The sequence below is a fragment of the Kordia antarctica genome (assembly GCF_009901525.1).
Lineage (GTDB): Bacteria > Bacteroidota > Bacteroidia > Flavobacteriales > Flavobacteriaceae > Kordia > Kordia antarctica.
The window spans coordinates 2,614,157-2,638,176 of the sequence record NZ_CP019288.1; the positions used below are offsets into that span (position 1 = coordinate 2,614,157).

Genomic DNA, 24,020 nt, shown 5'->3' on the forward strand with positions numbered 1-24,020 from the left:
AACATATGTCTAAAGTAGAAGATTTCCTTTCCGTTGAGGAAGAACAAGAAATCGTTGCTGCCATTCGTACGGCGGAACGAAATACTTCTGGTGAAATTAGAGTTCATATAGAAAAGCATACAGATGCTAACACATTTGATCGCGCACTAGAAGTATTTCATCTGCTTAAAATGGATAATACAAAACTTCGGAATGGCGTACTTATTTATGTCGCTGTGGCAGATAAAACATTTGTTATTTGCGGAGATGAAGGCATTAATAATGTAGTTCCTACTGATTTTTGGAACACAACGCGTGATGCGATGAAAAATCAATTCCGACAAGGAAATTTTACTAAAGGAATGATTGAAGGTGTTTTACAAGCCGGATTGGAATTGCAAAAACATTTTCCTTGGGACGCAGACACAGATGTAGACGAACTACCAAACGAAATTTCAAGAGGCTAATGCTGACAAACACACATACATATTTGAAAATTTTCAGTTTTATTATTGGACTGTTTTTCTTGAACGTTTCCTACGCTCAGTTTGACATTCCACCAAAGCCTACGAAAGCAAATCCTGATGCAGTATACGATTATGCTGGTTTACTTTCTGGTGGCGAAAAAGCTGCTTTAGAAAATAAACTCATCAAATATTCTGATACAACTTCTACGCAAATTGTGGTAGTTATTATTAAAAGTTTACAAGGTGAAAGTATTGGTATGCTTACGCCAGAATGGGGACAGAAATGGGGAATTGGACAAGCGAAAGAAGATAATGGTGTGATTATTCTTTTAGCTGAACAAGAGCGTAAAATATGGATTTCTCCTGGCTATGGCGCTGAAAATAAGTTAACCGCAGGAGTTACAGGTCAAATTGTTCGAAATAGAATTATTCCCTTTTTTAAACAAAATAATTATTATGGCGGTTTAGATGAAGGCGTCAATAGTATTATTGAGGTTTTAAACGGCGAATTTACTGGCGAACGGCGACAATCGTCAAGCGAAGGAATTCCCTCTGGAGTTATTATGTTTTTAGTCATCTTTTTTATCGTATTGATATCTATTATATCAAATAATAAACGAAATGGCGGCGGAAATAATGGTCGCGGTGGTATAGGAAGCAATTTACTCGATATTATTGTTTTAAGCAGTTTGGGTAAAGGTGGCTTTGGCGGCGGAAGTAGTGGCGGTTTCGGTGGTGGAAGCAGCGGCGGTGGATTTGGTGGCGGCTTCGGTGGCGGCGGATTTAGCGGCGGTGGCGCTGGTGGAAGTTGGTAGCTTCGACAGGCTAAGCTACCGTAATTAGACACGCTTTGCTTTTGGACTCGCTTGCGCTTTTAGACTTGTTGGATTGTTAGTTTTTCACTTTGCAAATCTAGCTTTTCTGGCGTAATTGCTAGATTTATTTTTTGTTGTTGAAGATGGTATATGGAGCGACATGAATCGTCAAAACATAGTCTGCAATTCATATTAGAAAGAGAAAAATTAGTGAGATTTTTAGTAGCTTCTTTTTCATTCTTGATCTACAATTTTCATTGGATATGTTTTTTTGATTTCCTCTTGTTGTTCTTGGGTTAAATCATCAAACGAACTATTGAATTTTTGTTTTGCTAATTCGTTTCTAACTTCTTCAAAAGCACCAACCATTTCATTTTGAACAACTATATAAAATGAATATGGAATCTTCATATCATACTTTACACTAATAATACTCTCTGATTTATGCTTTCGCAAATATGTTATCACTTTCTTTCGTAGTGAATTTCGCGGCGTTTTTTCACCATTGACAAAAAGAACTTCTTCTGGTTGCATTTCTATTTTGAATGCTTGTTCTAGTGCTGAAGCAGAGATTTTAGGTGCTGTTTCTTTTGGGAGACTTCTATCAATGTTCTGAATTTCAAAATCTGTCTGATTGTATTTATCCAACAGCAAAAAAGTCAAGTATTTATAATAATTATGTTCAAAGTCTGTAGCTTCAAAAACAGTCAACATATTATTTACGAGTGTTTTGATTTCAGGTGTATTCGTTTCAGATCTTGCTAAATTTATAAATTTATTCAATTTATTCAATTTAGAATCGAGAAATTTAGGGCTTTGCATAAATTCTTGCATACAATTTACATAGTTATCTACATCTAAATCTTTCTGCATCATTTTTTGAATGTATTCTGCAACACGCAAATCTTGGAGTTTCCCATCAGTAGCTTTTTCTATGTTCTTGTATAGCTTTAGATAACTTTCACCACTTCCATCTTTTAGTAATTCTTCTTCAATGAGTATTTGCTCTGCTTTTTTCAAAATTGTTATCAACTCAACTCCATTGTCTGGCAATGATGAGTAGATACAATTCATAAAAATTGTTTCTAATTCATGATCAACTTTTTGCTTAGGAGTTGTGCAAGAATTCAGCAGTAGCACTATACAAATAAGTGGCTGCACTATTTTTTTCATCACTAAATTTTCTGTTTAACGATTAGTTATATGAGTCTATTTTAGATTTTTTGAATATACAAAATTCACTACACAAAAAAAGCCTTTGAAAATATTCAAAAGCTTTTTATATATTTTGCTACACTAATTTATAAGAATTGCATACCACCTTCTTTTTTCCCACCAATTTTACTCAGTTTATACGTAAATCCTAACATGAAATAGCGTTGCAATACCGTACTTTGAGAATCTTGAATGTAATCTGCAGTAATGCTTCTACGCGTATTGATGTTTTGATCTAATAAATCGTACGCTGTTAATTTTATGGTTCCTTTGTCTTTTAGAATTTTTACACCTAAACTCATGTTCCAAAATAATGCGCCTCGTTCAAATCCTGGTGCAACATTGGTGTTGTATGTATAGCGCAAATCGTTTCCAAATACAATACTTTTTGGCCAAAAGGTTGTTGTCTTTAAACCTACAGTATGACTCTGATAAGTTTCATTGTCTAAGTTTTCTAAACTGTATTGTATTGAGTTTAACGAAACTGAATATCTTGGCTCAATTTCTAATAATTCCCTGTAATTGTACGTCATTCGTACACTTGGCGATAATGCATTTCGCTTGGTAGAAAACTTCACACCATTGCTAAAGTTAAATTCTTTGTTGTAATTATTGTATAATCCAACTCTGAAACGCACCGAACTACTGTCGCGTTTGATCGTTTTGCTGTATGAAACGCCACCGCTTCCTCTAACTATTCCGTCTACGTTTGTGTAGGTTGTAGTTCTGATTCTGTTTTCATCAGTAGTTGAGATTGGAACAATTTTATCATTGGTCAACGTTGCCGAAAACCACACAAAGAATCCACTTTTACTTTTGAAATCGTAATTGTTGAAATTCGCATAGAAGCGATGATTGAATTCTCGGTTCAAGTTTGGATTACCAACAACAATATTCAGCGGATTGCTCACGTTTGCCACAGGCTGTAATTGTTGCGCTCTTGGTGCTTGCGAATTTGTATTATAGTTTAAAGAAACACTCATTCCTTGTTTGATACGATAGCGCATGTAACTGCTAATACTGATATCTGAGAAGCTTGATTTTACACTTGTATTTTGAATGAATTCTTCATTTTTTAATTCTGAGAATAACAATCCTGTATTGAAGCTTAAGTATAATTTTTTACCTTCGTAATTGATTCCAATTTTTGGCGTATGTGTTAAAAAGTTTACTTTTAAATCGGAACTTAGTGTTTGATTGAAATCATCATATTGATTTGTAGTATTATCAAAATCATAAACCTCTTTCTCATTGCGTTCGCGTCTGTTACTGAAATGATAATTTAGATCTAAGAATAGTTTTTCTTTTAGCGGAATGCGATATTCTACACTTGCACTTAGTTGATTTTCTTTTGAATCAATATCGGTCAATTGATCTCTAGTTTCTGTTGTTGGCGTTGTACCAAATATTTCATTGGTTGTGTTTAAAAAGTTTTCTGAAGTATTATTAATAATACTATTATTCAAGTTAAGACTTACATATGAACCTTTGCTTCCAAACTTTTTAATTACATCAATATTACTTCCAAAGTTACGTCGTTCTGAATCTGTTTTGTTTTGTGAATCTCCTCTATTTTGCAATGTTCCATCATCGTCTAAAGATTCTTCATTTAGAGAAGAAAAATTTTCTCCTTCCGTAAATCTGAAACTTGGAGCGACTACTATTTTGAAAGTTGAATCTATTTTAAATTGCAATTCTGCTGTTGCTCTATGACTATCATTTAAGCTTGTGGAAGTACTTCTAGAGTTTGTAAAGAAGCTTCCATCTGGTAATATATTTTCACGTTCTACTCTACTTTCGTTTTCCGAATCGGCACGCGAGAAAAAGTAATCTGCAAGAATCTCTGTTTTGTCTTCGTATTCGTCTACAAAACTTGCGCCTACATTGCTTGATGTCGTAATTCCTTGTCCGCCGCCAAAACTTAATCCACCAACAGAAAACGAACCATTGTCACTCCAGGAAATTCCGCCGCCTGCATTTCCCATCATATCGTAGACTTCATCAAAACTAAATCCTGAACTGTTGATATTGTTTTTACTCGCCAACACACTTACGCGCTGTTTGTCATTGAAATAGTTTCCAATTCCGCTCATAGCGTAGCGTTCGTCAGTTCCGCCACTTATGGTAGCGCGTCCGAAGAAACCTTTATTTTGATCTTCTTTTAGTTCTATATTGATGGTTTGTTCTTCCGAAGTTCCTTTTTTTCCTGTAAATTCTTCCGATTCACTTTTTGTCGTTGTGACTTGAATTTTGTCAACAATATCTTTAGTTAGATTTTTTGTAGCAATGTTTGGATCGTTTCCGAAGAATGGTTTTCCGTTGACCAGAATTTTATTGACTTCTTTTCCATTCACTTTTATTTTTCCGTCACTGTCAACTTCAACGCCAGGTAACTTTTTAATTAAGTCTTCCACAGTTGCATCTGGTCGTGTCTTGAAGGAATCTGCGTTAAATTCTAAGGTATCTTTTTTTACCGTAATTGGCGCGCGAATTGCTGTAATTTGAACTGCATCAAGTTCATCAGAAGCTAGTTCCATACTAATTTCTGGCAACGTAATTACCGATTTGTCAAGTGTTATTTTTTGTTGATGCGTTTTAAATCCATTAAACGTAACAAACAGGTTTACTTCTTTGAATTCTGTTCTTCCTGCCAATTCAAAACTTCCATTTTTATCACTAATCGTGTATGTAATTAGTGTAGAATCTTTAAGTGTTTGTACATATACAGTAGCAGATTCTAGTGGAGTTTTATCAATTTTGTCTGTAATTTTTCCCTTGATCTCGAATTCTTGTGCGTAGCCTGTTGTAGTAAATATACTGGCAAATATTACCAGCATGATAAGCAATGATTTATTCATTTTGTTTTTTGATTGATGGTGAATCGGTTTCGTCCCACAAACAAACACAAAAAATGACAATTTATTATTAAAATAATCTTAAAAGCTTTCTTTTAAATCATAAAAAATCAACATTGTTCGATAAAAGATGTCAGATCGCTTACTTCGACTTCGCTCAGCACGAGTCGCTTTTAGAATCAAGACTTGATCTTAACTATCTAACAATGAAATTATTAATTTGAAACTGTTGTGAAGAAAATGTACTAGTTATTTAATACTGCTGTAAAAATATCTTTTCGTTTTATTTTAATGTCCTCTGCAAGCTTCTTTAATTTAATGTAAGATGCTATTGAAGGAAAGTCTTTGAAGTTATAGAATAACCAATCGAGTTCATTAGTATATTCATCACGAACTTGTGGTTTTATGGAATTGAGTTCTGGAAAGGTTAGTTTTAACGTACGGATATTATTTTCAAAAGCATCAATTTTAGCAATTAGCAGTTTTGATTTTTCAGAATGTTCATCGTTTGTCGTAAAAAAAAGCGCATTATTTTCTTCTACTTTTGGTTCGCTTAAATCGTTTGATGCGAGTTCTCCTGAAAATAGTTCTTGTTGCAAACTTTTTATATGTGCCAATACATCTTCTGTAATTATATTGAACTTTTCTAGTGCTGCATTTTGCGCTTTTGGTTGTTGCGACTTTATTTTTTCTGAAAGTGAATCAACATCACTTTTCATTTCCTCTAGATTAATCTTTCTAAATTCTTGATCTGACGTCGTATAATCATTTAAAGTTGGATTATTTCCTGCATCAGCGACTAACATCATCAGTCCAATAAGCATCAGACTGACAATGAAAACTGTGATAAGAACTATTTTTTTAGACATTTTATTTTTTCCTGAAATATACCGTAACGGGAACACCAGTAAAATCAAATTGCTCGCGCAGTTGGTTTTCTAAAAATCGTTTGTACGGATCGCGCACATATTGCGGCAAGTTAGCAAAAAATGCAAATTGCGGATATTCTGTTGGCAATTGCGTACAGAACTTTATTTTCACATGTTTTCCTTTGTATGCAGGCGGCGACATACGTTCGATAATTGGTAACATCGTGTCGTTTAACTTGCTCGTCGAAATTCTCTTAGAACGTTTTTGGTATACTTCAACCGCAGTTTCAATGGCTTTGAATATACGTTGTTTCGTAATCACCGAAATAAATACAATTGGTACGTCTGTAAATGGTTCTATTTGTGAACGAATGTGTTGCTCAAATTGTTTTACCGTAGACGTATCTTTTTCAACCAAATCCCACTTATTGACAAGAATGACAACTCCTTTGTGATTTTTTGCTGCCAACCAGAAAATGTTTTGTACTTGCGAGTCAAATCCTCTTGTTGCATCTACAACTACTAAACATACATCAGCGTGTTCAATAGCACGAACGGAACGCATTACGGAGTAAAATTCTAAGTCTTCTTTTACTTTGGCTTTTCTACGAATTCCGGCAGTATCAACCAAGTTAAATTCAAACCCAAAACGATTGTATTTAGTATCAATAGAATCACGTGTGGTTCCTGGAATATCAGTTACAATGTACCGATCTTCACCAATTAAGGCGTTAATCAATGATGATTTTCCAGCATTTGGTCTTCCAACAACGGCAAAACGTGGCAATTTATCTTCTACTACTTCTTCAACTTCTGGCAATGCTTCAATTAAAGCATCTAACATATCGCCTGTTCCACTTCCGTTGATACTTGCAATTGGATAGTATTCACCTAATCCTAAGCTATAAAATTCGGCAGCATCATGCAAACGATTTGCAGCATCTACTTTGTTAACGACTAAAAGCACAGGTTTTTTTACTCTACGAAGTAATTTTGCAACATCTTCGTCCATTCCTGTAACTCCAGATTCGACATCGACTACAAAAAGAATTGCGTCTGCTTCATCAATTGCCAATTCTACTTGCTTGTCAATTTCTTTTTCAAAAATATCATCACTTCCAACTATATATCCGCCTGTATCGATTAGTGAAAATTCTTTTCCATTCCAATCCGATTTTCCGTAGTGTCTATCTCTTGTAACACCACTTACGGAGTCAACAATTGCTTCTCTACGCTGAATCATTCGATTAAATAAAGTCGATTTCCCAACATTTGGACGTCCAACTATGGCTACTATATTACTCATTTCGTTCTTTTTGTGCCTGCAAAGGTACATTTTCTGTTTATTAGTAAAAAGTTATTTTGACTAAGTATTTAGTGAATGTTATTTCTGGCTTTTCTTTTCTTTGCTTTCCCAAAGAAAAGAAACAAAAGAAAGGGAACTTTTATGAGGTGTTTTTAATCTTTTTCTAACGAAAAGATTAAAACCGCAAATCAAACCCTAAATTTTCTCCAAGGCTTCGAAAATTCTTAACGGATTTGATTTACTACACTGCATAAAAGAATTCTCTAACCGAGTAACTTCTAGTTTCAAGCACATATGATAATTATCAGTTTTTGTTTTGTCGAGAACTTGTATTTTGGAATTCTTAAAAAGATGTCATGAGTTTAGAAGAAGTTGTGTTACGACCTCGTTTTCAAATAAATATACTGCAATCTAGCAAAAGTGTACTTGATCGTTTGGAAGCTACTAAAGGAACACAAACTGATTTTGTAGTTTCTCGCATAGAAAATCATGTTTTTATCCGAATTCCTAAGAGTAGACAACATTTTTGGTCGCCACAATTACATATAGAAGTCGATGAAATTGACGAAGAAAGTTGTGAATTGCGTGGATTGTTTGGTCCAAGTCCGACAGTTTGGACATTTTTTATGTTTTTACACTTTTTAGTTGCCTGTCTTTTTATCGGATTTGGAATTTGGGCATATACAAATGCTACTTTGAAAACTTCGTATGGAATTCAAGTTGGCTTAATGCTTTTTATGATACTCGTTTGGTTTGCATTGTATTTCGCTGGTCGCATAGGAAAAGCCACCGGAAAACATGAAATCGTTGAATTGAATGATTTTTTGAAGAAGACTGTTGGGTTTTGATACGTCATTACGAGGAAGAATGACGAAGTAATCTGTTTGTGGTAAAACGAGCATGAGATTGCTTCGCTATCGCTCGCAAAGACGAATCACACCAAAAGTTATTAGTATAATTTATATGAAAAAATCTAGCATTATGAAACATTAACAAACTTTCTCAATACTCACCACTAAAATCTCAAAACCTATTTATTATACCCAAAACGCTTCAACTGCCTAGCATTACTACGCCAATTTTTATTGACTTTTACATATAATTCTATGTGAATCTGCTTTCCGAAGAATTTCTCCAAGTCTTTTCGAGATTGAATTCCGACGGTTTTTAAAGCATTTCCTTTGTGACCAATGATAATTCCTTTTTGCGTTTCGCGCTCAACCATTATTACGGAACGAATTCGGATAATATGTTCTTCTTCAAAAAACTCTTCCGTTTCTACTTCTACTGCGTATGGAATTTCCTTTTTGTAATTCATTAAGATTTTCTCACGAATGGTTTCGTTCACGAAAAAACGCTCTGGTTTGTCTGTCAACTGATCTTTTGGATAGTATGCAGGTGACATCGGAAGTAATTCAATAATTCTATTAAATACTTGTGGTACGTTGAAGTTTTCAAGCGCAGATATTGGATAAATTTCCGCCGTTGGCACTTTTTCTTTCCACAATTCCATTTGTGATTCTAATTCTTCTTGCGAAGATTTATCAATCTTATTCAACAATAATAATACAGGAATTTTACTGTTGATGATTTTCTGAAAAAAAGCTTCATCTTTCAAACTTTGCTCACCAATTTCAACCATATAAATCAACACATCAGCATCTTCAAAAGCAGATTTTACAAAACCCATCATTGACGATTGTAATTCGTACGCAGGTTTTATAATCCCTGGTGTATCGGATAAAATCATCTGAAAATCATCACCATTTACGATTCCTAAAATTCTGTGACGAGTTGTTTGTGCTTTTGAAGTAATAATCGATAATTTTTCCCCAACAAACGCATTCATCAAAGTTGATTTTCCAACGTTTGGGTTTCCGATAATGTTAACAAATCCTGCATTGTGTTCCATATTTTTGTGTGAATCATCAAGTTTTATTCTAATTATAGATTTTCTATAGTATGAAATTTTACTTGTGAGTTATTATGCAAAAATACACATTATTTAAGATGAGTTCTACATAATTACACTAAAAAATGAGTTTAGTACTTATGAGAAAAGAGTCAATTAAACAGTTAATTACGGACTTCTTATTTTCATTTTCTTTGCTCGCACAAAGAAAACAGAAACAAAAGAAAGTGCGCTTTTTCCAGAGGTATTTTTAGTTTTCTCGCTGGAAAACTAAAACCAAAAAGCTTTTGCTAAATTTTCTCCAAGGATTCGAAAATTTTTAACGCAAAAGCTTTTCTATACTGCGGAAAAAGAATTGCTCCCAAAGCTCATTTAGTAACAAGCGACAACAAGCTAAAATTATTAATCTTAACGACTTTTCTAAAAAAATAGATAAACTTTTAGTTTTTAATAGTAATACTATTATCTTTGCCATTATTAATATGGAAAACTTACAAATACATATTGTTATTAGCGATGAGCTTTACACTAAAAACCCTGAATCGTCAGCTTTGGGAAAGAAGATTGTATCGCGCAGTATTGAAATGATTGATGAATTGGGTTTTGAAGCGTTCACGTTTAAAAAGTTAGGAAAATCTATAGGTTCTAACGAAAGTTCTATTTATCGTTATTTTGAAAGCAAGCACATATTATTGGTGTATTTGATTTGTTGGTATTGGAGTTGGGTTGAATATAAATTAGTCTTCGCGACAGCAAATATTCAATCAAACGAAGAAAAATTAGCTACAGCAATTGATATTTTGACTAGAAAGGTAGATGTTGATAATTCGTTTTCATACATCAACGAGGTAATTTTGAACCGAATTATTATTTCAGAATCTTCAAAGGCATATCACACAAAAGATATTGATAGCGAAAACGAAAAAGGATATTACAAAGTGTATAAACGTGTTGTACAACGTGTTAGTAATATGGTAATTGATATGAATCCAACTTTCGAATTTCCACACATGTTAGTGTCTACCGTAATTGAAGGCGCGCATCAACAACGTTATTTTTCAAAACATTTGCCATCTTTAACTGATGTAAAAGAAGGAAAAGATACAATTGTTAAGTTTTATACTGATTTAGTTTTTAAAGTAATCCAATAAATGATTTTTAGACGTTCGCACATATTCAACATTTTTAAGCACATTACTTTTGTGCTTGTTGTGTGCGTGATGATTTTACAGCCAATTTCAGAAGTATTTTCATGTTTTTCAGATATCAATTATGAATTAGTAGATATTGATTGGGAAGATGATACTGAAGAAAAAGAAGGTAAAGAGGGAAAAAATGAGAAGAATAAAAAAATAGAACATCAATTTACTACAACTACTTTAGCGTTTTGCAATCTTAGCAATACCAGCGCTAATCATTATTTACAACAATCAAAATGGTCTTGTCATCTTGAAATATTAATTCCGCCGCCAAGGCAAGCTTAGTTTTACTTTTCGCACATGCTATTGACCTGAGAATAGCTAGAATGCTTTTTTACAAATTACTACAAAAGAATCATTCTGTTTTTATAACAAAAATTAAGCTAACACTGAATTGAAAATCATGCCAAACAGCGTGGATTTTTCAATATCAAAATTAATATTACAATGAATAGTTCAAATCCATTCAAAAATTTAAAAGCGGATTTCCCCGCAAGTATTGTCGTTTTCTTTGTCGCACTTCCACTTTGTTTAGGAATTGCTTTAGCCAGTGGCGCACCGTTATTCTCAGGTTTAATTGCTGGAATTATTGGTGGAATTGTCGTTGGTGCTTTAAGTGGTTCGCAAGTAGGAGTTAGTGGACCAGCTGCAGGTTTGGCAGCAATTGTACTAACAGCAATTACAGCTTTAGGAGGTTATGAAAACTTCTTAGTTGCTGTCGTAATTGGTGGTGTGATCCAAATCCTTTTCGGTGTTTTAAAATTCGGAATTATTGGGTATTTTTTCCCTTCTTCCGTAATTAAAGGAATGCTAACAGGTATTGGAATTATTATTATTTTAAAGCAAATTCCACACTTTTTTGGATATGATGTAAATCCAGAAGGCGATTTTGCCTTTTTCCAAATTGATGGAGAAAACACATTTTCAGATATTTTCAACGCCATAGATCAAATCAATATCGGTGCAACAATTATTGCGGCTATTGGATTGGGAATTTTAATTCTTTGGGATACCGTTTTATCTAAAAAAGGGAAAATATTTCAATTGGTTCAAGGACCATTAGTTGCCGTAGCTTTAGGGATTTTATACTTTGTATTAACAAAAGATAGTGAGACATTCGGAATCATTGACGATCATTTGGTAAAAGTTCCAGTGCCAGATAGTTTTGATTCGTTTATTGGGGAATTTAGATTTCCAAATTTTGCCGTTATTGGTGATTATAATATTTGGATTATTGGTTTTACCATTGCATTAGTGGCAAGTTTAGAAACCTTATTATGTGTGGAAGCAACTGATAAATTAGATCCGCTAAAACGTGTCACACCAACTAACAAAGAACTATTTGCGCAAGGAACAGGAAATATTCTTTCTGGATTAATCGGTGGATTGCCAATTACACAAGTAATTGTACGAAGTTCAGCCAACATACAATCTGGTGGAAAAACCAAAATGGCTGCTATTATTCACGGTTTCTTATTATTAATTTCTGTGATTTTGATTCCAACATTATTAAATATGATTCCGCTTTCTGTACTAGCAGCAATATTATTCATTGTAGGATATAAATTAGCAAAACCTGCTTTATTCAAAAAAATGTACATCGCTGGTTGGAAACAATTTGTTCCGTTTGTAGTGACTGTTTTAGGAATTGTTTTTATTGATTTATTATGGGGAATTGGACTGGGACTTGCTGTTGGTATTGTTGTAATCTTGATTAAAAGTTTCCAAAACTCACACTTTTTACATATTGAAGATAACAGTAACGGAAAACACCGAATTAAAATGACACTTGCCGAAGAAGTAACTTTCTTTAACAAAGCTACCATCTTAAAAGAATTAGACGGATTACCAAGAGACACATTCTTAGAATTAGATGTTCGAAAAACAAGATATCTAGATCTTGATATTGTTGAAATATTAGAGGATTTTTCAGAAAAAGCACGTAACAGAAACATTGATATTAGATTGATTTCAGAACGTGGAATTGTGGAAAACCCAGATAGCTTTATCAAATTTTTTCAACTTAGACCAAAAAATGCCGAATTAATAACAAGAACTAGCAATTAAATTATAACAAAAAAACTATGAAAGCACAAACGAAAGAAACACAAGCAGTAATGACTCCAGAAACATCTTTACAAGCATTAAAAGATGGAAATGCAAGATTCATGAATAACACACAAGTAACACGCAATTTACTCGATCAAGTTTCTGATACTAGCACAGGACAATATCCGTTCGCAACAATTTTAAGTTGTATAGATTCTAGAGTTTCTTCTGAATTAATTTTCGATCAAGGAATTGGAGATATTTTTAGCGTTCGTATTGCTGGAAACTTTGTCAACGAAGACATTTTAGGAAGCATGGAATTTGCCTGTAAACTTGCAGGAACAAAATTAGTATTGGTTTTAGGACATACCGCTTGTGGTGCTGTAAAAGGTGCTTGCGATCATGCAAGACTTGGAAACCTAACTGCATTAATAAACAAAATAGAACCTGCTGTAGAAGCAGTTTCTGAACCAACAGACAAAAGCTTACGAAACTCTAAAAATATAGAATTTGTAAACAATGTTGCAGTTAAAAATGTAGAAATGACTATTGATAATATTCGCAAGCAAAGTCCTGTATTAGCAGAACAAGAAAGCAATGGAGAAATCAAAATCATTGGCGGAATGTATGATATTAACAATGGTAAAGTAACGTTTCTGTAATGAAGAAGTTTATACAAAAAAGTACCGTTTTACTTCTGCTTTTCATGATTCCGCTCACAAGTTGGAGTCAAGATGAAACAGGAAATTGGTTGATGTATTTCGGAACGAATAAAATCAGTGAAAAATTGAGTATTCATACCGAAGTTCAATTTCGAAATCACACTATTGCGCCTGTCAATACAGAACAATGGTTGTTGCGAACTGGATTGAATTATCACTTTGCAAAAAATGCATTTGCTACCGCAGGATATGCCTACATTGGAAGTTTTGTGTACGACAGCGAACGTGATAGTCCTGAAACAGAAGAACATCGTATTTGGCAACAATTAATCACAACGGATCATATAGGACGCGTAAAACTTGAACATCGATATAGAGCCGAACAACGTTGGGTTGAAGATGATTTTAAAACACGTTTTCGCTACCGATTAATGTTGTTCATTCCTGTAAACAAACCTGTAATAGAAACTGGAACGTTTTTCTTCGGAATTTACAATGAAATCTTTGTCAACGGCGCGGAAGATTTTTTCGATAGAAACCGTTTATATGGCGGAATTGGATATCAATTAAACAAAAATTTAAACCTACAAACAGGAATGCTCTATCAACGATTAAGCACAACTGGAAAAGGATATTTGCAATTCAGTGTTATTTTCAACACAGACTTACGCAAGAAACAAAAAGAGATTCAACAATAGTTAGTTAGTATTTTTGCAAAAAGCTACAGCGTCACGTATTGATGTTGTAGCTTTTCTTTTTAAAAAAAATTGAAAAATTAAAGAATTAAAGAATTAAAAGATTAAAAGATTAAAAACATCTCGGTTTGCAGTAAACAGTCTCAGTTTGCAGTTTTCACTCATAACTGAGAACTCACAACTGAAAACTGAAAACTAAGACCCAAAATTACCCTATCTTTACATTGCTATTAAAACTTAAGAAAAAGAAAAACCATGTTCGGATTATTCAAAAAAAAAACTGAAAAAGAAAAACTGTACGATCAATATACAAAACTTACCAAAGAAGCTTTTGATCTTTCTACATCTAACAGAAAATTAAGTGATCAGAAAACTGCCGAAGCAGAAGAAATCATGAAAAAAATTGAAGCGTTGTAGCTAATTTGAATTCAAAACTAATGCTGCAAATCTTAGTACTTTATAAACTTTGAAGAAGAATAATTTTGCAATATCAATACTTTCATTACTTTTAATGAAACTGTTTTAAAATTCAAAATCGTACTTCATGATTCAAGAACTCAAAGACAATTACGGACATCTTTTTGAAGATGATTTACTAAACGAAATTGCGCAAGTAGGAACTTTTAAAGAAATTCCTGCGGGTTTTACGATGCTAGAAATTGGCGATTATGTACGTGGAATGCCATTATTGGTTTCTGGAGCTATCAAAATACTACGAGAAGACAAAGAAGGCGACGAATTACTACTCTACTATTTAGAAAGTGGCGAAACGTGTTCTATGACAATGAATTGTTGCATGGGACAAACCAAAAGTGAAATCAAAGCTGTGGCTGAAAAAGACACGAAACTCATTATGATTCCTGTGCAGAAAATGGAAGAATGGACTGCGAACTACAAATCGTGGCGAAATTTTGTCTTTCAAAGTTATCATACACGTTTAAATGAAGTATTGCATATTCTAGATAGTGTAGCTTTTGAAAAAATGGACCAACGATTGCTCAATTATTTAAAAGAAAAAGTTCGCATTAACAAAGGCAATACAATCTACAATACACATCAAGAAATTGCGTACGACTTACACAGTTCCAGAGTTGTAATTTCACGACTTCTAAAAAAATTAGAACAAATGGGACGCGTAAAACTACACAGAAATCATATTAAAATTATAAATTTAGCCTGAATATGTAACCTTTGTTACTGCCAAATCATTAAGTGAACTGTAATTTGCAGCGATAAACATTTATAAATTATGGAAATACTTGGCTACGTTAGTGCCTTGGTTATAGGAATTTCTTTAGGACTTATTGGCGGCGGCGGCTCTATTTTAGCGGTTCCCGTACTTGCCTATCTCTTCTCCGTAAACGAAAAAGTAGCCACTGCGTATTCACTATTTATTGTTGGCGCAAGTGCTTTAGTTGGCGGTTTAAAACAACACCTAAAAGGTTATGTAGACTGGCGTACGGCTGTCGTATTCGGAATTCCTGCTATAATTGGTGTCACTTTAGTTCGATATTATGTAGTTCCCGCATTACCAGATATTTTATTTACAGTTGGCGATTTCAACTTCACTCGCCGAATGGGCATGTTTGGTTTATTCGCTGTACTAATGTTTCCAGCGGCATTTTCCATGCTAAAAGAACGCAAAGAAAAATCATCAACCGGAAAAGTAACATACAACTATCCGTTAATCTTAATTGAAGGTTTAGTTGTTGGCGCAATTACTGGAATGATTGGTGCTGGAGGCGGTTTCTTAATAATTCCTGCATTGGTAATACTTGCAAATGTAGAAATGAAAATTGCAGTAGGAACTTCACTAATTATCATAGCGTTTAAATCATTATTAGGTTTCTTTTTGGGCGATGCGTTAACGATGGAAATCGATTGGCAATTTTTAGCAGTATTCACTTCTATTTCACTTGTCGGAATCTTTATTGGAAGTTATCTAAGTAACTTTATTGATGGAAAAAAACTCAAAAAAGGTTTTGGTTATTTCATATTTGTCATGGCAATTTTCATCTTCTACATGGAATTCTTCGTAAAACAATAATTAATTCAGAAAAACTATGCACAGCGGGTTCTTTTTCCGAAGTGTAGCATACATTTTTCGTTAAGAATTTTTGAAGCCTTGGAAAAAATTTAGAAAAATGAATGCGGTTTTAGTTTTTCAGAGAAAAAACTAAAAACACCTCTGGAAATCAAAGATTCATGAGTTCCAAAATATAAAATAGAAATCACGCGAACTAAAAACGCACTTTCTTTTGTGAAGCCTGTGCTGAACTTGATTCAGTATTCTTTGTGCGAGCAAAGAGAAAGAAAATAAATGAAGATGAAGTGGTTAATTCGAAACGTTATTAAATTTCAAAATTTTATTCTATAGAAACAACATCCAATTTCTGTCAAAGCACTAGTTAATTCAGAAAAAACACGCTACTGTAACAAAAGTTACTGTACACATCACACAATCACAATACTTTTATGCAAGAAATCATAAAAAGAAAAATTATGACTGTTGAACAAATTTACACAGGCTGCCTAGCACAAGGCGCATATTATATAGAAAGTAATGGCGAAGTTGCTATTATTGATCCGTTACGCGAAGTACAACCGTACATTGACAAAGCACAAAAACAAAACGCGAAAATTAAATATATTTTTGAAACACATTTTCATGCAGATTTTGTCAGCGGACATGTCACACTTGCTAAAAAAACAGGCGCGCCAATTATATTTGGGCCAAACGCAAAACCATCTTTCGAAGCAACGATTGCCAAAGATTTTCAAGAATTTCCTTTGGGAGATTGTACAATTATTGCATTGCATACGCCAGGTCATACTATGGAAAGTACCACGTATTTATTACGTGATAAAAACGGAAAAGATCACGCAATATTTAGTGGTGACACTTTATTTTTAGGCGATGTTGGAAGACCCGATTTAGCACAAAAATTAGGCAATATTACCATTGAAGATTTAGCAGATTATTTGTACGATAGCTTGCGCGAAAAAATTATGCCGTTAGCCGATGATGTCATTGTATATCCTGCGCATGGAGCAGGTTCTGCATGTGGAAAAAACATGATGAAAGAAACGGTTGACTCTTTAGGGAATCAGAAGAAAATGAATTACGCTTTGCGTGCTGACATGACAAAAGAAGAATTTATCAAAGAAGTCACTGACGGATTGCTTCCGCCGCCAAATTATTTTCCAGACAATGTGCGACTCAACAAAGAAGGTTATGACGATATTTCTGAAGTTTTAAAACGCGGAGTTAACCCATTATCTCCAGAAATATTTGAAATGTTTGCAAAACAAACCAGCGCAATCGTATTAGATGTTCGTCATCAAGATGATTTTGTAAAAGGACACATTCCGCGCTCCATTTTTATAGGATTGGACGGAAGTTTTGCACCTTGGGTTGGCGCATTAATTGCCGATATAAAACAACCAATTTTATTAATAACGCCAGAAGGTCGTGAAAAAGAAGCAGTAACACGTTTATCAAGAGTTGGCTTTGATCATACATTAGGTTTTTTAAAAGGCGGATTTAACGCTTGGAAAAAAGCAGCCAAAGAATACGATACGATGAGCTCTATTTCAACAGCGAATTTTCAAGAAGTATTCAATAAAAATAGTCAAGTTTTTGATGTGCGTAAAGAAAGTGAATTCAAATCTGAACACGTTTTAGATGCCAAAAATACACCTCTAGATTACCTCAACGATCATCTGAGTGAATTTCCAAACGATAAGCCTTTTTATGTGCATTGTGCAGGCGGTTACAGAAGTGTCATTGCAGCATCCATTTTAAAAAGTAGAGGAATTCATAACATCATCAATGTAGAAGGCGGTTTCAAAACCATCAAAGAAACTGACATTCCAGTTTCAGCATTCGTTTGTCCTTCAACTTTATAAAATAATTTTACAAAAAAAAAGAGCTCTAAAAGGCGTTTACAAAACTTGGAAATAATTTTACTTCCTCAACACCAACGTTGTCATACTTCGTAAATCTTGCACGTTGGTGCTTTTTACCAATTCCAAAAAAGAAAGTTGATGTGTTTCCATTAGTTCATAAAGCAAACTTCGCGTTAATAAAAAACGTTCGGTTTCATCTGGCAAAAAATAGACGCCATCTTTTAAAAGTGTTGCCTTTCCTTCTACGCCAATATCGGAAGTCATTCGTATAAACAAACTGCCATTTTTTTTAAGTACGCGCACCAATTCTGCAAACATTTGCTTAAAATGTGCGTTGCTTCTCGCGAAATGCAACACGGCATTACAAATAATATGATCGAATTTATTGTCCAAAAACGACATATTTTCTAATGACGAAACTGTAAAATTAGCAGCCTGTTTAGGATACAGTTTCTGCAAATATTCAATGTGTTCCGCGTTGGTATCAATTGCATAAAATATATGTCCACTTTCGTGGAAATACTGCAAGTTTCGTCCACTTCCGCAACCTGCATCCAAGACAATATCGTTCGTTTGATAGCGACCTTTCATAATTTGATCGATCAAATAAATATCTGCGTTTCCTAAAATTTTAGTCAATACTTGTTGCTTCATCCAAATAAAATTAAACTAATTTTCACCAAAGAAAGATACCATTTTTAGCAAACAAATACGCGTGTATCAAAGCACTTTTATCTCTTTTGTAACCAATGTTACTTGCATCTTGGTACAATTTTCTTTTTTTTGTAGAAAATATTACAATATGGATTGGATTTATGAACCTTGGCCTTGGTATATTTCAGGCTTTATGATTGCTTTAATCATGTTTTTACTAATTATGGTTGGAAAGAATTTTGGCATGTCTGGAAATCTTCGCACGATTTGTACAATCTGCGGAAGCGGAAGAAAAGTTGATTTTTTTAAATTCGATTGGAAAGCACAACGTTGGAATTTAATCGTAGTATTAGGCGCAATTATTGGCGGATTTATCGCGAATCATTTTTTAACGCTAGAAGCTACAATCGCCTTAAACCCGAATACAATTGCCGATTTACAAACCTTAGGATTTGAAAATGCAGGCGAAACATATATGCCAACTGAATTGTTTTCGTCTTCAGTTTTTACTGATATTAAAAGCCTTTTAGTATTAGTTATTGGCGGATTTCTTGTCGGTTTTGGCGCACGCTATGCTGGCGGATGCACATCAGGACACGCTATTTCAGGATTGAGTAATTTACAATTACCATCTTTAATTGCCGTAATCGGATTCTTCGTTGGCGGATTGACAATGATTCATTTAATTTTCCCTTTAATTTTTTAAGCTATGAAAAGAACTATTATATATTTATTGATCGGAATTTTGTTTGGAATTACCATGTTTAAATCGGAAGCCGCTTCTTGGTTTCGTATTTATGAAATGTTCAGGTTTGAAGCTTTTCATATGTATGGAATTATTGGAACTGCACTTTTTTTAGGATTAGTAACGATTCAAGTTATTAAGCGTTTCAAGATAAAATCATTTTACGGTGAGAAAATTCATTTTCCACCAAAACAGAAAAGTTTTGCACGTTATGCGTTTGGCGGAATTTTATTTGGATTAGGTTGGGCGTTGGCTGGCGCATGTCCTGGGCCAATGTTTACGTTACTCGGCGCAGGGTTTTTACCTATTTTAATTGTAATTTTGGCTTCGATTTTAGGAACGTTTGTATATGGTTTGTTGAAGGATAGGTTGCCGCATTAACTTGTTCAATGTTCAATGTTCAATGTTCAATGTTCAATGTTCAATGTTCAATGTTCAAAACTAAAAAATCATTTTCTTTTGCCACGAATTCATGAATGTTTTTCAACCTTTTTTTTACACAACTTTATGTGACCTTGAATCACATTTCGACTTAGCTCAATGTAAAACTTCAAGGTAACGTACTAAAATATGAAAATCTAAAATGTCTAATGATCCAACAATCTAAGAAAACCTCAATACTAATTACTCAATACTAACATCTAATTCAAATCAACTTCTGCGATTTCGCTTTCTGAACCGCTTCCATTTTGTTATGAACTTGTAATTTTCGGTAGATATTTTCTACGTGTTTTCGAATCGTTCCTGAAGAAATAAATAGATTTTCTGCAATTTCGTTATAATTCAAACCTTTGCTTAATTGTAATAAAACATCTGTTTCGCGTTTGGTGAGTTTTACTTTTTCAATAGATTCGTCTTCTGCGATTGTTAATGGATTTCTCAGTAATTTCAATGCTTTCAATGCAATACTTGGCGACATTGGTGCGCCATCGTTCACAACTTCTAAGATTGATTTGTGAATGTTTTCCGCATTGATTTCTTTCAATAAATAACCATCTGCACCAGCTTGAATTGCTCTGAATATATTTTCTTCATCGTCAAAAACCGTCAACATAATAATTTTTATTTGCGGATGTTTCTCTTTGATAATTTCTGTTGCTTTAATTCCATCCATTTCTGGCATTTGAATGTCCATCAAAATAACATCAATATTATGATTCGCTTCTAATTTTCCAATCAATTCTGCACCATTTGCCGCTTTAAATTTAAACACAAAATCATCAAAAAAAGATAACTTTTCTATCACGGCTTTTGCCAAAAAATGATTGTCTTCTGCGATGGCTATTTTGAGTTTCATGGTTTTGTTCGTTGTTGGTTTTTGTTGATTTGTTTTTTTGTCTTTTGTCTTTTGTCTTTTGTTGATTTGTTGATTTGAGTAACATAAACTATTAAACTTATAAACACATAAACTAAATATTAACTGTTGTTCAAAAAATACTTTTACATTTAAAATTTAGCATTTATCATTTGTACTTTTACCGTAATCGTTGTTCCTTTTTGTAACTCAGATTGAATATCAATATTCGCGTTAATTTCGTCCATACGTTTTTGCATATTGTACAATCCGTTTCCGAGTTGAACGGTTTCTTTTTCAAAACCGATTCCGTTGTCTTTTACACTTAGTATCAATTGATTGTCAACTTCGTTAAAATGTACTTTTATCAATGTTGCTTCAGCATATTTTAGCGAATTGTTAATCGATTCTTGCACAACTCTGAATAAATGCATTCCTTCAATTGCCGAAAATAGTATTGGCGATGTTACTCCATTATCAAATTCAAATTTTATATTTTGCTTCGCAACTTTTGCTTTTTCAATAAACGCCAACACTCTGCTTTGCAAGTCAGTAATGGAAATTTCATCTTTGTTCATTGCCCAAATCGTGTCGCGCAATTGATCAATAGTTGCTAAAGTAAATTCACTAATATAAGCCAACTTGTCCTTGAATTCGGTTGAAGTTTCTTTAGAAGCATATTTTAAGTTGTCAATTGATGAAATAATAAACGATAATTGCGCACCAATATTATCGTGTAAATCACGCGAAATTCGCAAACGTTGTTCTTGCAATTTGTTTTGCGTTTCTATTTCTCTAAGCGCAACTTTTAGCTTGTTTTCTTTAACTAATTGTCTGTTCTTTAATTTTTGTTGATTGTAAAATAGATATCCTAAAATGCAGAATATTAACGCCAAACCAAGCGCACCATAAATTTGAAATTGTCGTTTTTGTAACAATAATTCTTTTTCAGCAAGATCAACACGATTCACAAATATTTCGCGTTCTTTTTCGGCAGTTTTGTATTTGATTTCCGCTTCCGAAATTCCATCGGCAAAACGCTTGTTATAATTTATAATACTCAATTTGTTAATAGAGTCGCCCAAACTGGTTGCCGCTTTGAAATTTTCTTTCAATACGAACATGTTCCATTTTTCTCTGTATGCGTATAATAATAACGGATTGTACTCGCCACCAGTATATATTTTAATAGCTTTATTGAACATTTTTTTAGCTGGCACGTATTGCTTATTTTTTGTGAGTAAGTTTGCTTTTTTAATCAACGCAAAGCCTTCTTCTACTAAATTTTCATTTTTTTGAGCGAAGTAAATTGCACTATCCAATAATTGAATTGCTTTTTGCTTGTCCTCTAACTGATTATACGATTCTGCTAGTAAACTATAATTAGACGCAAGTTTGGTATAGTTTTTATTTTTTCTATTGACTAAATTGGCACTATTTAATTTTCGAATTGCATCATTAAGTAACAATGTATCTTTTGGTTCCGCTCCCAATTCAATGTTGATTGAAGCAATATTTGCTAATGCGCTTGTAGCCAAATCTTCAGTAACATATTGCGTATTTTCCAGCACTTCTAACATCATCTTTTTCGCTTCTCCACGCCTGTTTACATAGTAATAACAAATACCCATTTTATAGCGTCCGCGATAGTAATTTGGATAATCTTCTTGCAATTTGAAAAATTCAACAGCTTTTAGCAACACGTTCATCGCTTTATCCGATTGTGTATTGCGTGTCAACACGGAACCTCTTATTAAGTCTGCTCTGTACGTATAGGATGAATCTTTAATTTGTGGCAATAACGCATCTAACTTTCCCAAATAGACTTTCACGGAATCGTATTTGTGATTTTGATGGAATTCTTCACTTTTCTGTTCGTACGTTTCAAATAATACAATGGCTTCTTTTTTGGCTTTCGCCGAATTTACCGCTGCATTTTGCCCAATTAGTGCAATCGAAAATAATAGTAAAAATGTGAGTATGTGCTGTTTCATCTTTATAAAGATAGAAAAGTTTTTGATTGGTTCGTTTTGTGTGGTTTTTTCACACTAACAAAACTCTTGCTTTTTTGAAGATTTTCCTATACGATGAGTTGCGTATTTTTTGGATTGAAAGATTAAATTATTTAAAGATTTAAAAATTATTTGGCTACGTCATTCCGAACTTGATTCGGAATCACACATACTTTTCCTATCACTGTTATGAGATGCTGAATCAAGTTCCGCAAGACGAAACATAATAATATAAATAATTCGAAATATAATTTGAATGAAATTATTTCACGTTATTCTTTAGGCTTAGCATGTAGTTTTTTAAACAGAAAATCTACCAAAATTGAAAAGATAACATAGTAAAGCAAGTATTTTGGAAAGTACAAAAATTGAAAGAATGCGCCGTAACTTTCGCGTCCGCTTGCGTATGGTTCGCCAATGGAAGTGTCTATCCAAAATGTGGTTAACATGAGCATAAAGATAAATACAATTGGGATAGCAATTGCGCCAATGAAAGCTGGTCCTGAGAATTTCTTTTTTGGGTGTTTTTTTCGGAAACGATACATTTTCCATACATGATATAAAACAATGAAACTCATGAGAATTATTGCCAACCAAAATGATTCAATATTTAGTAGAAATTTTGTAAAACCGCTTAGTTTTGGAACTCGCGTAATTTCAATAATTTCTACAGGTAATTTATTAAAATGATACGTAGAAACTCCATTGATTTCTCCAATTTTTGGTGTTCCAATGTTTATAGCGATTTCGTCTTTTACATTGCTTGCATCAATTGTAATATTAAGTGTTCCAAATGATTTCCAGTATTTTGCAGGCGATAATGCGTAACGAAAACTATCTTCGTTAATTCGGTTGTGTTTAAAACGCCAATTGGTTGCTTTGTATGTAACTTTTATAATGTGTTCACCTTCTGAAATATCTGTTTCAAAGTATAAGAAATCGTTCAACGAAATATGCTCGCTTCTTCCGTGTTTGAATTGGTTTTCGATTTCGCCAACTTCTGCTCTATTTCTAGTATATAAATATTCAAAGTTGATTAGTTTTTCTTTGTCAATTCCATATAAATCCCAAAAATCTTCTTGTCGTTTTAAGTCAACTTTTTTTCCATCAATGGTGACTTCAAAGTTTTCATAGTATTCAGAAGCATAGAATAGTAATGGAATTTGCGTGCCGCTTTTTTCAGCATTGATTGTATATGCTACTTCAAAATCAGCATACTCAAATTTTTCATCAATAGTGATTCGTAAATTTTCATGCAAAATGTTTACAAATTGACTTATGAAAGGACGCGTTCCAAATGTTCCTTCTTGCACAGGAGACGCCATGTTTGCATTCAACAAAAGTGAACTTAATACACATAAAAGAAATAGTCTAATTTTCATA

Annotated in this window: 23 protein-coding genes; 14 read left to right on the top strand and 9 right to left on the bottom strand. The window is 33.5% G+C overall.

Annotation, left to right across the window (positions count from 1 at the left end):
- The first annotated feature begins 5 nt into the window (after window positions 1-5).
- Window positions 6-446: a TPM domain-containing protein gene (locus tag IMCC3317_RS10690; RefSeq protein ID WP_160129493.1), complete on the top strand. Its 441-nt coding sequence runs from the start codon at window positions 6-8 to the stop codon at window positions 444-446.
- Window positions 446-1,261, top strand: a complete 816-nt coding sequence (locus tag IMCC3317_RS10695; RefSeq protein ID WP_160129494.1) for a TPM domain-containing protein — start codon at window positions 446-448, stop codon at window positions 1,259-1,261. Before IMCC3317_RS10690 ends, IMCC3317_RS10695 begins: the two co-directional genes overlap by 1 nt.
- 234 nt (window positions 1,262-1,495) lie before the next feature.
- Here the strand turns inward: IMCC3317_RS10695 and IMCC3317_RS10700 are convergent, their stop codons facing one another.
- The 4 genes from IMCC3317_RS10700 to der all read right to left on the bottom strand — a co-directional run bounded on the left by IMCC3317_RS10700 (window position 1,496) and on the right by der (window position 7,506).
- A complete protein-coding gene (locus IMCC3317_RS10700) occupies window positions 1,496-2,335 on the bottom strand; it encodes a hypothetical protein (RefSeq protein ID WP_160129495.1) in 840 nt (279 codons plus the stop codon).
- 227 nt (window positions 2,336-2,562) lie between these two features.
- Entirely contained in the window at window positions 2,563-5,334 is a 2,772-nt protein-coding gene (locus IMCC3317_RS10705; RefSeq protein WP_160129496.1) for an outer membrane beta-barrel protein, read from the bottom strand.
- A gap of 242 nt (window positions 5,335-5,576) precedes the next feature.
- Window positions 5,577-6,200 (bottom strand): hypothetical protein, encoded by a 624-nt coding sequence (locus IMCC3317_RS10710; RefSeq protein WP_160129497.1) that lies wholly within the window; start codon window positions 6,198-6,200, stop codon window positions 5,577-5,579.
- Window position 6,201: 1 nt separating this feature from the next.
- Window positions 6,202-7,506 (bottom strand): ribosome biogenesis GTPase Der, encoded by a 1,305-nt coding sequence (gene der, locus IMCC3317_RS10715; RefSeq protein ID WP_160129498.1) that lies wholly within the window; start codon window positions 7,504-7,506, stop codon window positions 6,202-6,204.
- A 356-nt stretch (window positions 7,507-7,862) separates the two neighbouring features.
- Between der and IMCC3317_RS10720 the strand changes: the two genes are divergently transcribed.
- Window positions 7,863-8,354 carry a GTP-binding protein gene (locus tag IMCC3317_RS10720; protein ID WP_160129499.1) on the top strand — a complete coding sequence of 164 codons (492 nt, stop codon included), beginning with the start codon at window positions 7,863-7,865 and terminating at the stop codon, window positions 8,352-8,354.
- 182 nt (window positions 8,355-8,536) lie between these two features.
- On the opposite strand, the gene era is transcribed toward IMCC3317_RS10720, so the two are convergent.
- Window positions 8,537-9,418 carry a GTPase Era gene (gene era, locus IMCC3317_RS10725; protein WP_160129500.1) on the bottom strand — a complete coding sequence of 294 codons (882 nt, stop codon included), beginning with the start codon at window positions 9,416-9,418 and terminating at the stop codon, window positions 8,537-8,539.
- 482 nt (window positions 9,419-9,900) lie between these two features.
- On the opposite strand from era, the gene IMCC3317_RS10730 reads away from it, so the two are divergent.
- The 9 genes from IMCC3317_RS10730 to IMCC3317_RS10770 all read left to right on the top strand — a co-directional run bounded on the left by IMCC3317_RS10730 (window position 9,901) and on the right by IMCC3317_RS10770 (window position 17,932).
- Entirely contained in the window at window positions 9,901-10,569 is a 669-nt protein-coding gene (locus IMCC3317_RS10730; RefSeq protein WP_160129501.1) for a TetR/AcrR family transcriptional regulator, read from the top strand.
- The gene (locus tag IMCC3317_RS10735) at window positions 10,570-10,902 is read left to right on the top strand and encodes a hypothetical protein (protein ID WP_160129502.1); all 333 of its coding nucleotides are present in this window, start codon (window positions 10,570-10,572) and stop codon (window positions 10,900-10,902) included.
- A gap of 162 nt (window positions 10,903-11,064) precedes the next feature.
- On the top strand, window positions 11,065-12,684 hold the full coding sequence (locus tag IMCC3317_RS10740; protein ID WP_160129503.1) for a SulP family inorganic anion transporter: 1,620 nt from the start codon (window positions 11,065-11,067) through the stop codon (window positions 12,682-12,684).
- Window positions 12,685-12,701: 17 nt separating this feature from the next.
- Entirely contained in the window at window positions 12,702-13,328 is a 627-nt protein-coding gene (locus IMCC3317_RS10745; protein WP_160129504.1) for a carbonic anhydrase family protein, read from the top strand.
- Complete coding sequence (locus tag IMCC3317_RS10750) at window positions 13,328-14,026, top strand: DUF2490 domain-containing protein (protein ID WP_160129505.1); 699 nt, start codon at window positions 13,328-13,330, stop codon at window positions 14,024-14,026. Before IMCC3317_RS10745 ends, IMCC3317_RS10750 begins: the two co-directional genes overlap by 1 nt.
- 252 nt (window positions 14,027-14,278) lie before the next feature.
- On the top strand, window positions 14,279-14,440 hold the full coding sequence (locus IMCC3317_RS10755; RefSeq protein ID WP_160129506.1) for a Lacal_2735 family protein: 162 nt from the start codon (window positions 14,279-14,281) through the stop codon (window positions 14,438-14,440).
- Between the two features lie 127 nt (window positions 14,441-14,567).
- On the top strand, window positions 14,568-15,203 hold the full coding sequence (locus tag IMCC3317_RS10760) for a Crp/Fnr family transcriptional regulator (protein ID WP_160129507.1): 636 nt from the start codon (window positions 14,568-14,570) through the stop codon (window positions 15,201-15,203).
- Window positions 15,204-15,272: 69 nt separating this feature from the next.
- The gene (locus tag IMCC3317_RS10765; protein ID WP_160129508.1) at window positions 15,273-16,070 is read left to right on the top strand and encodes a sulfite exporter TauE/SafE family protein; all 798 of its coding nucleotides are present in this window, start codon (window positions 15,273-15,275) and stop codon (window positions 16,068-16,070) included.
- A 455-nt stretch (window positions 16,071-16,525) separates the two neighbouring features.
- Window positions 16,526-17,932 (top strand): MBL fold metallo-hydrolase, encoded by a 1,407-nt coding sequence (locus IMCC3317_RS10770; RefSeq protein ID WP_160129509.1) that lies wholly within the window; start codon window positions 16,526-16,528, stop codon window positions 17,930-17,932.
- 57 nt (window positions 17,933-17,989) lie between these two features.
- On the opposite strand, the gene IMCC3317_RS10775 is transcribed toward IMCC3317_RS10770, so the two are convergent.
- On the bottom strand, window positions 17,990-18,586 hold the full coding sequence (locus tag IMCC3317_RS10775) for a class I SAM-dependent methyltransferase (RefSeq protein WP_160129510.1): 597 nt from the start codon (window positions 18,584-18,586) through the stop codon (window positions 17,990-17,992).
- A gap of 148 nt (window positions 18,587-18,734) precedes the next feature.
- On the opposite strand from IMCC3317_RS10775, the gene IMCC3317_RS10780 reads away from it, so the two are divergent.
- A complete protein-coding gene (locus IMCC3317_RS10780) occupies window positions 18,735-19,292 on the top strand; it encodes a YeeE/YedE family protein (RefSeq protein ID WP_160129511.1) in 558 nt (185 codons plus the stop codon).
- Between the two features lie 3 nt (window positions 19,293-19,295).
- Window positions 19,296-19,712: a DUF6691 family protein gene (locus tag IMCC3317_RS10785; RefSeq protein WP_160129512.1), complete on the top strand. Its 417-nt coding sequence runs from the start codon at window positions 19,296-19,298 to the stop codon at window positions 19,710-19,712.
- 265 nt (window positions 19,713-19,977) lie between these two features.
- Here the strand turns inward: IMCC3317_RS10785 and IMCC3317_RS10790 are convergent, their stop codons facing one another.
- From IMCC3317_RS10790 to IMCC3317_RS10800, 3 genes are all read right to left on the bottom strand, one after another.
- Window positions 19,978-20,628: a response regulator transcription factor gene (locus IMCC3317_RS10790; protein WP_160129513.1), complete on the bottom strand. Its 651-nt coding sequence runs from the start codon at window positions 20,626-20,628 to the stop codon at window positions 19,978-19,980.
- Between the two features lie 149 nt (window positions 20,629-20,777).
- Window positions 20,778-22,619, bottom strand: a complete 1,842-nt coding sequence (locus IMCC3317_RS10795; protein WP_160129514.1) for a tetratricopeptide repeat-containing sensor histidine kinase — start codon at window positions 22,617-22,619, stop codon at window positions 20,778-20,780.
- A 290-nt stretch (window positions 22,620-22,909) separates the two neighbouring features.
- Window positions 22,910-24,019: a hypothetical protein gene (locus IMCC3317_RS10800; RefSeq protein ID WP_160129515.1), complete on the bottom strand. Its 1,110-nt coding sequence runs from the start codon at window positions 24,017-24,019 to the stop codon at window positions 22,910-22,912.
- Window position 24,020: the final 1 nt, after the last annotated feature.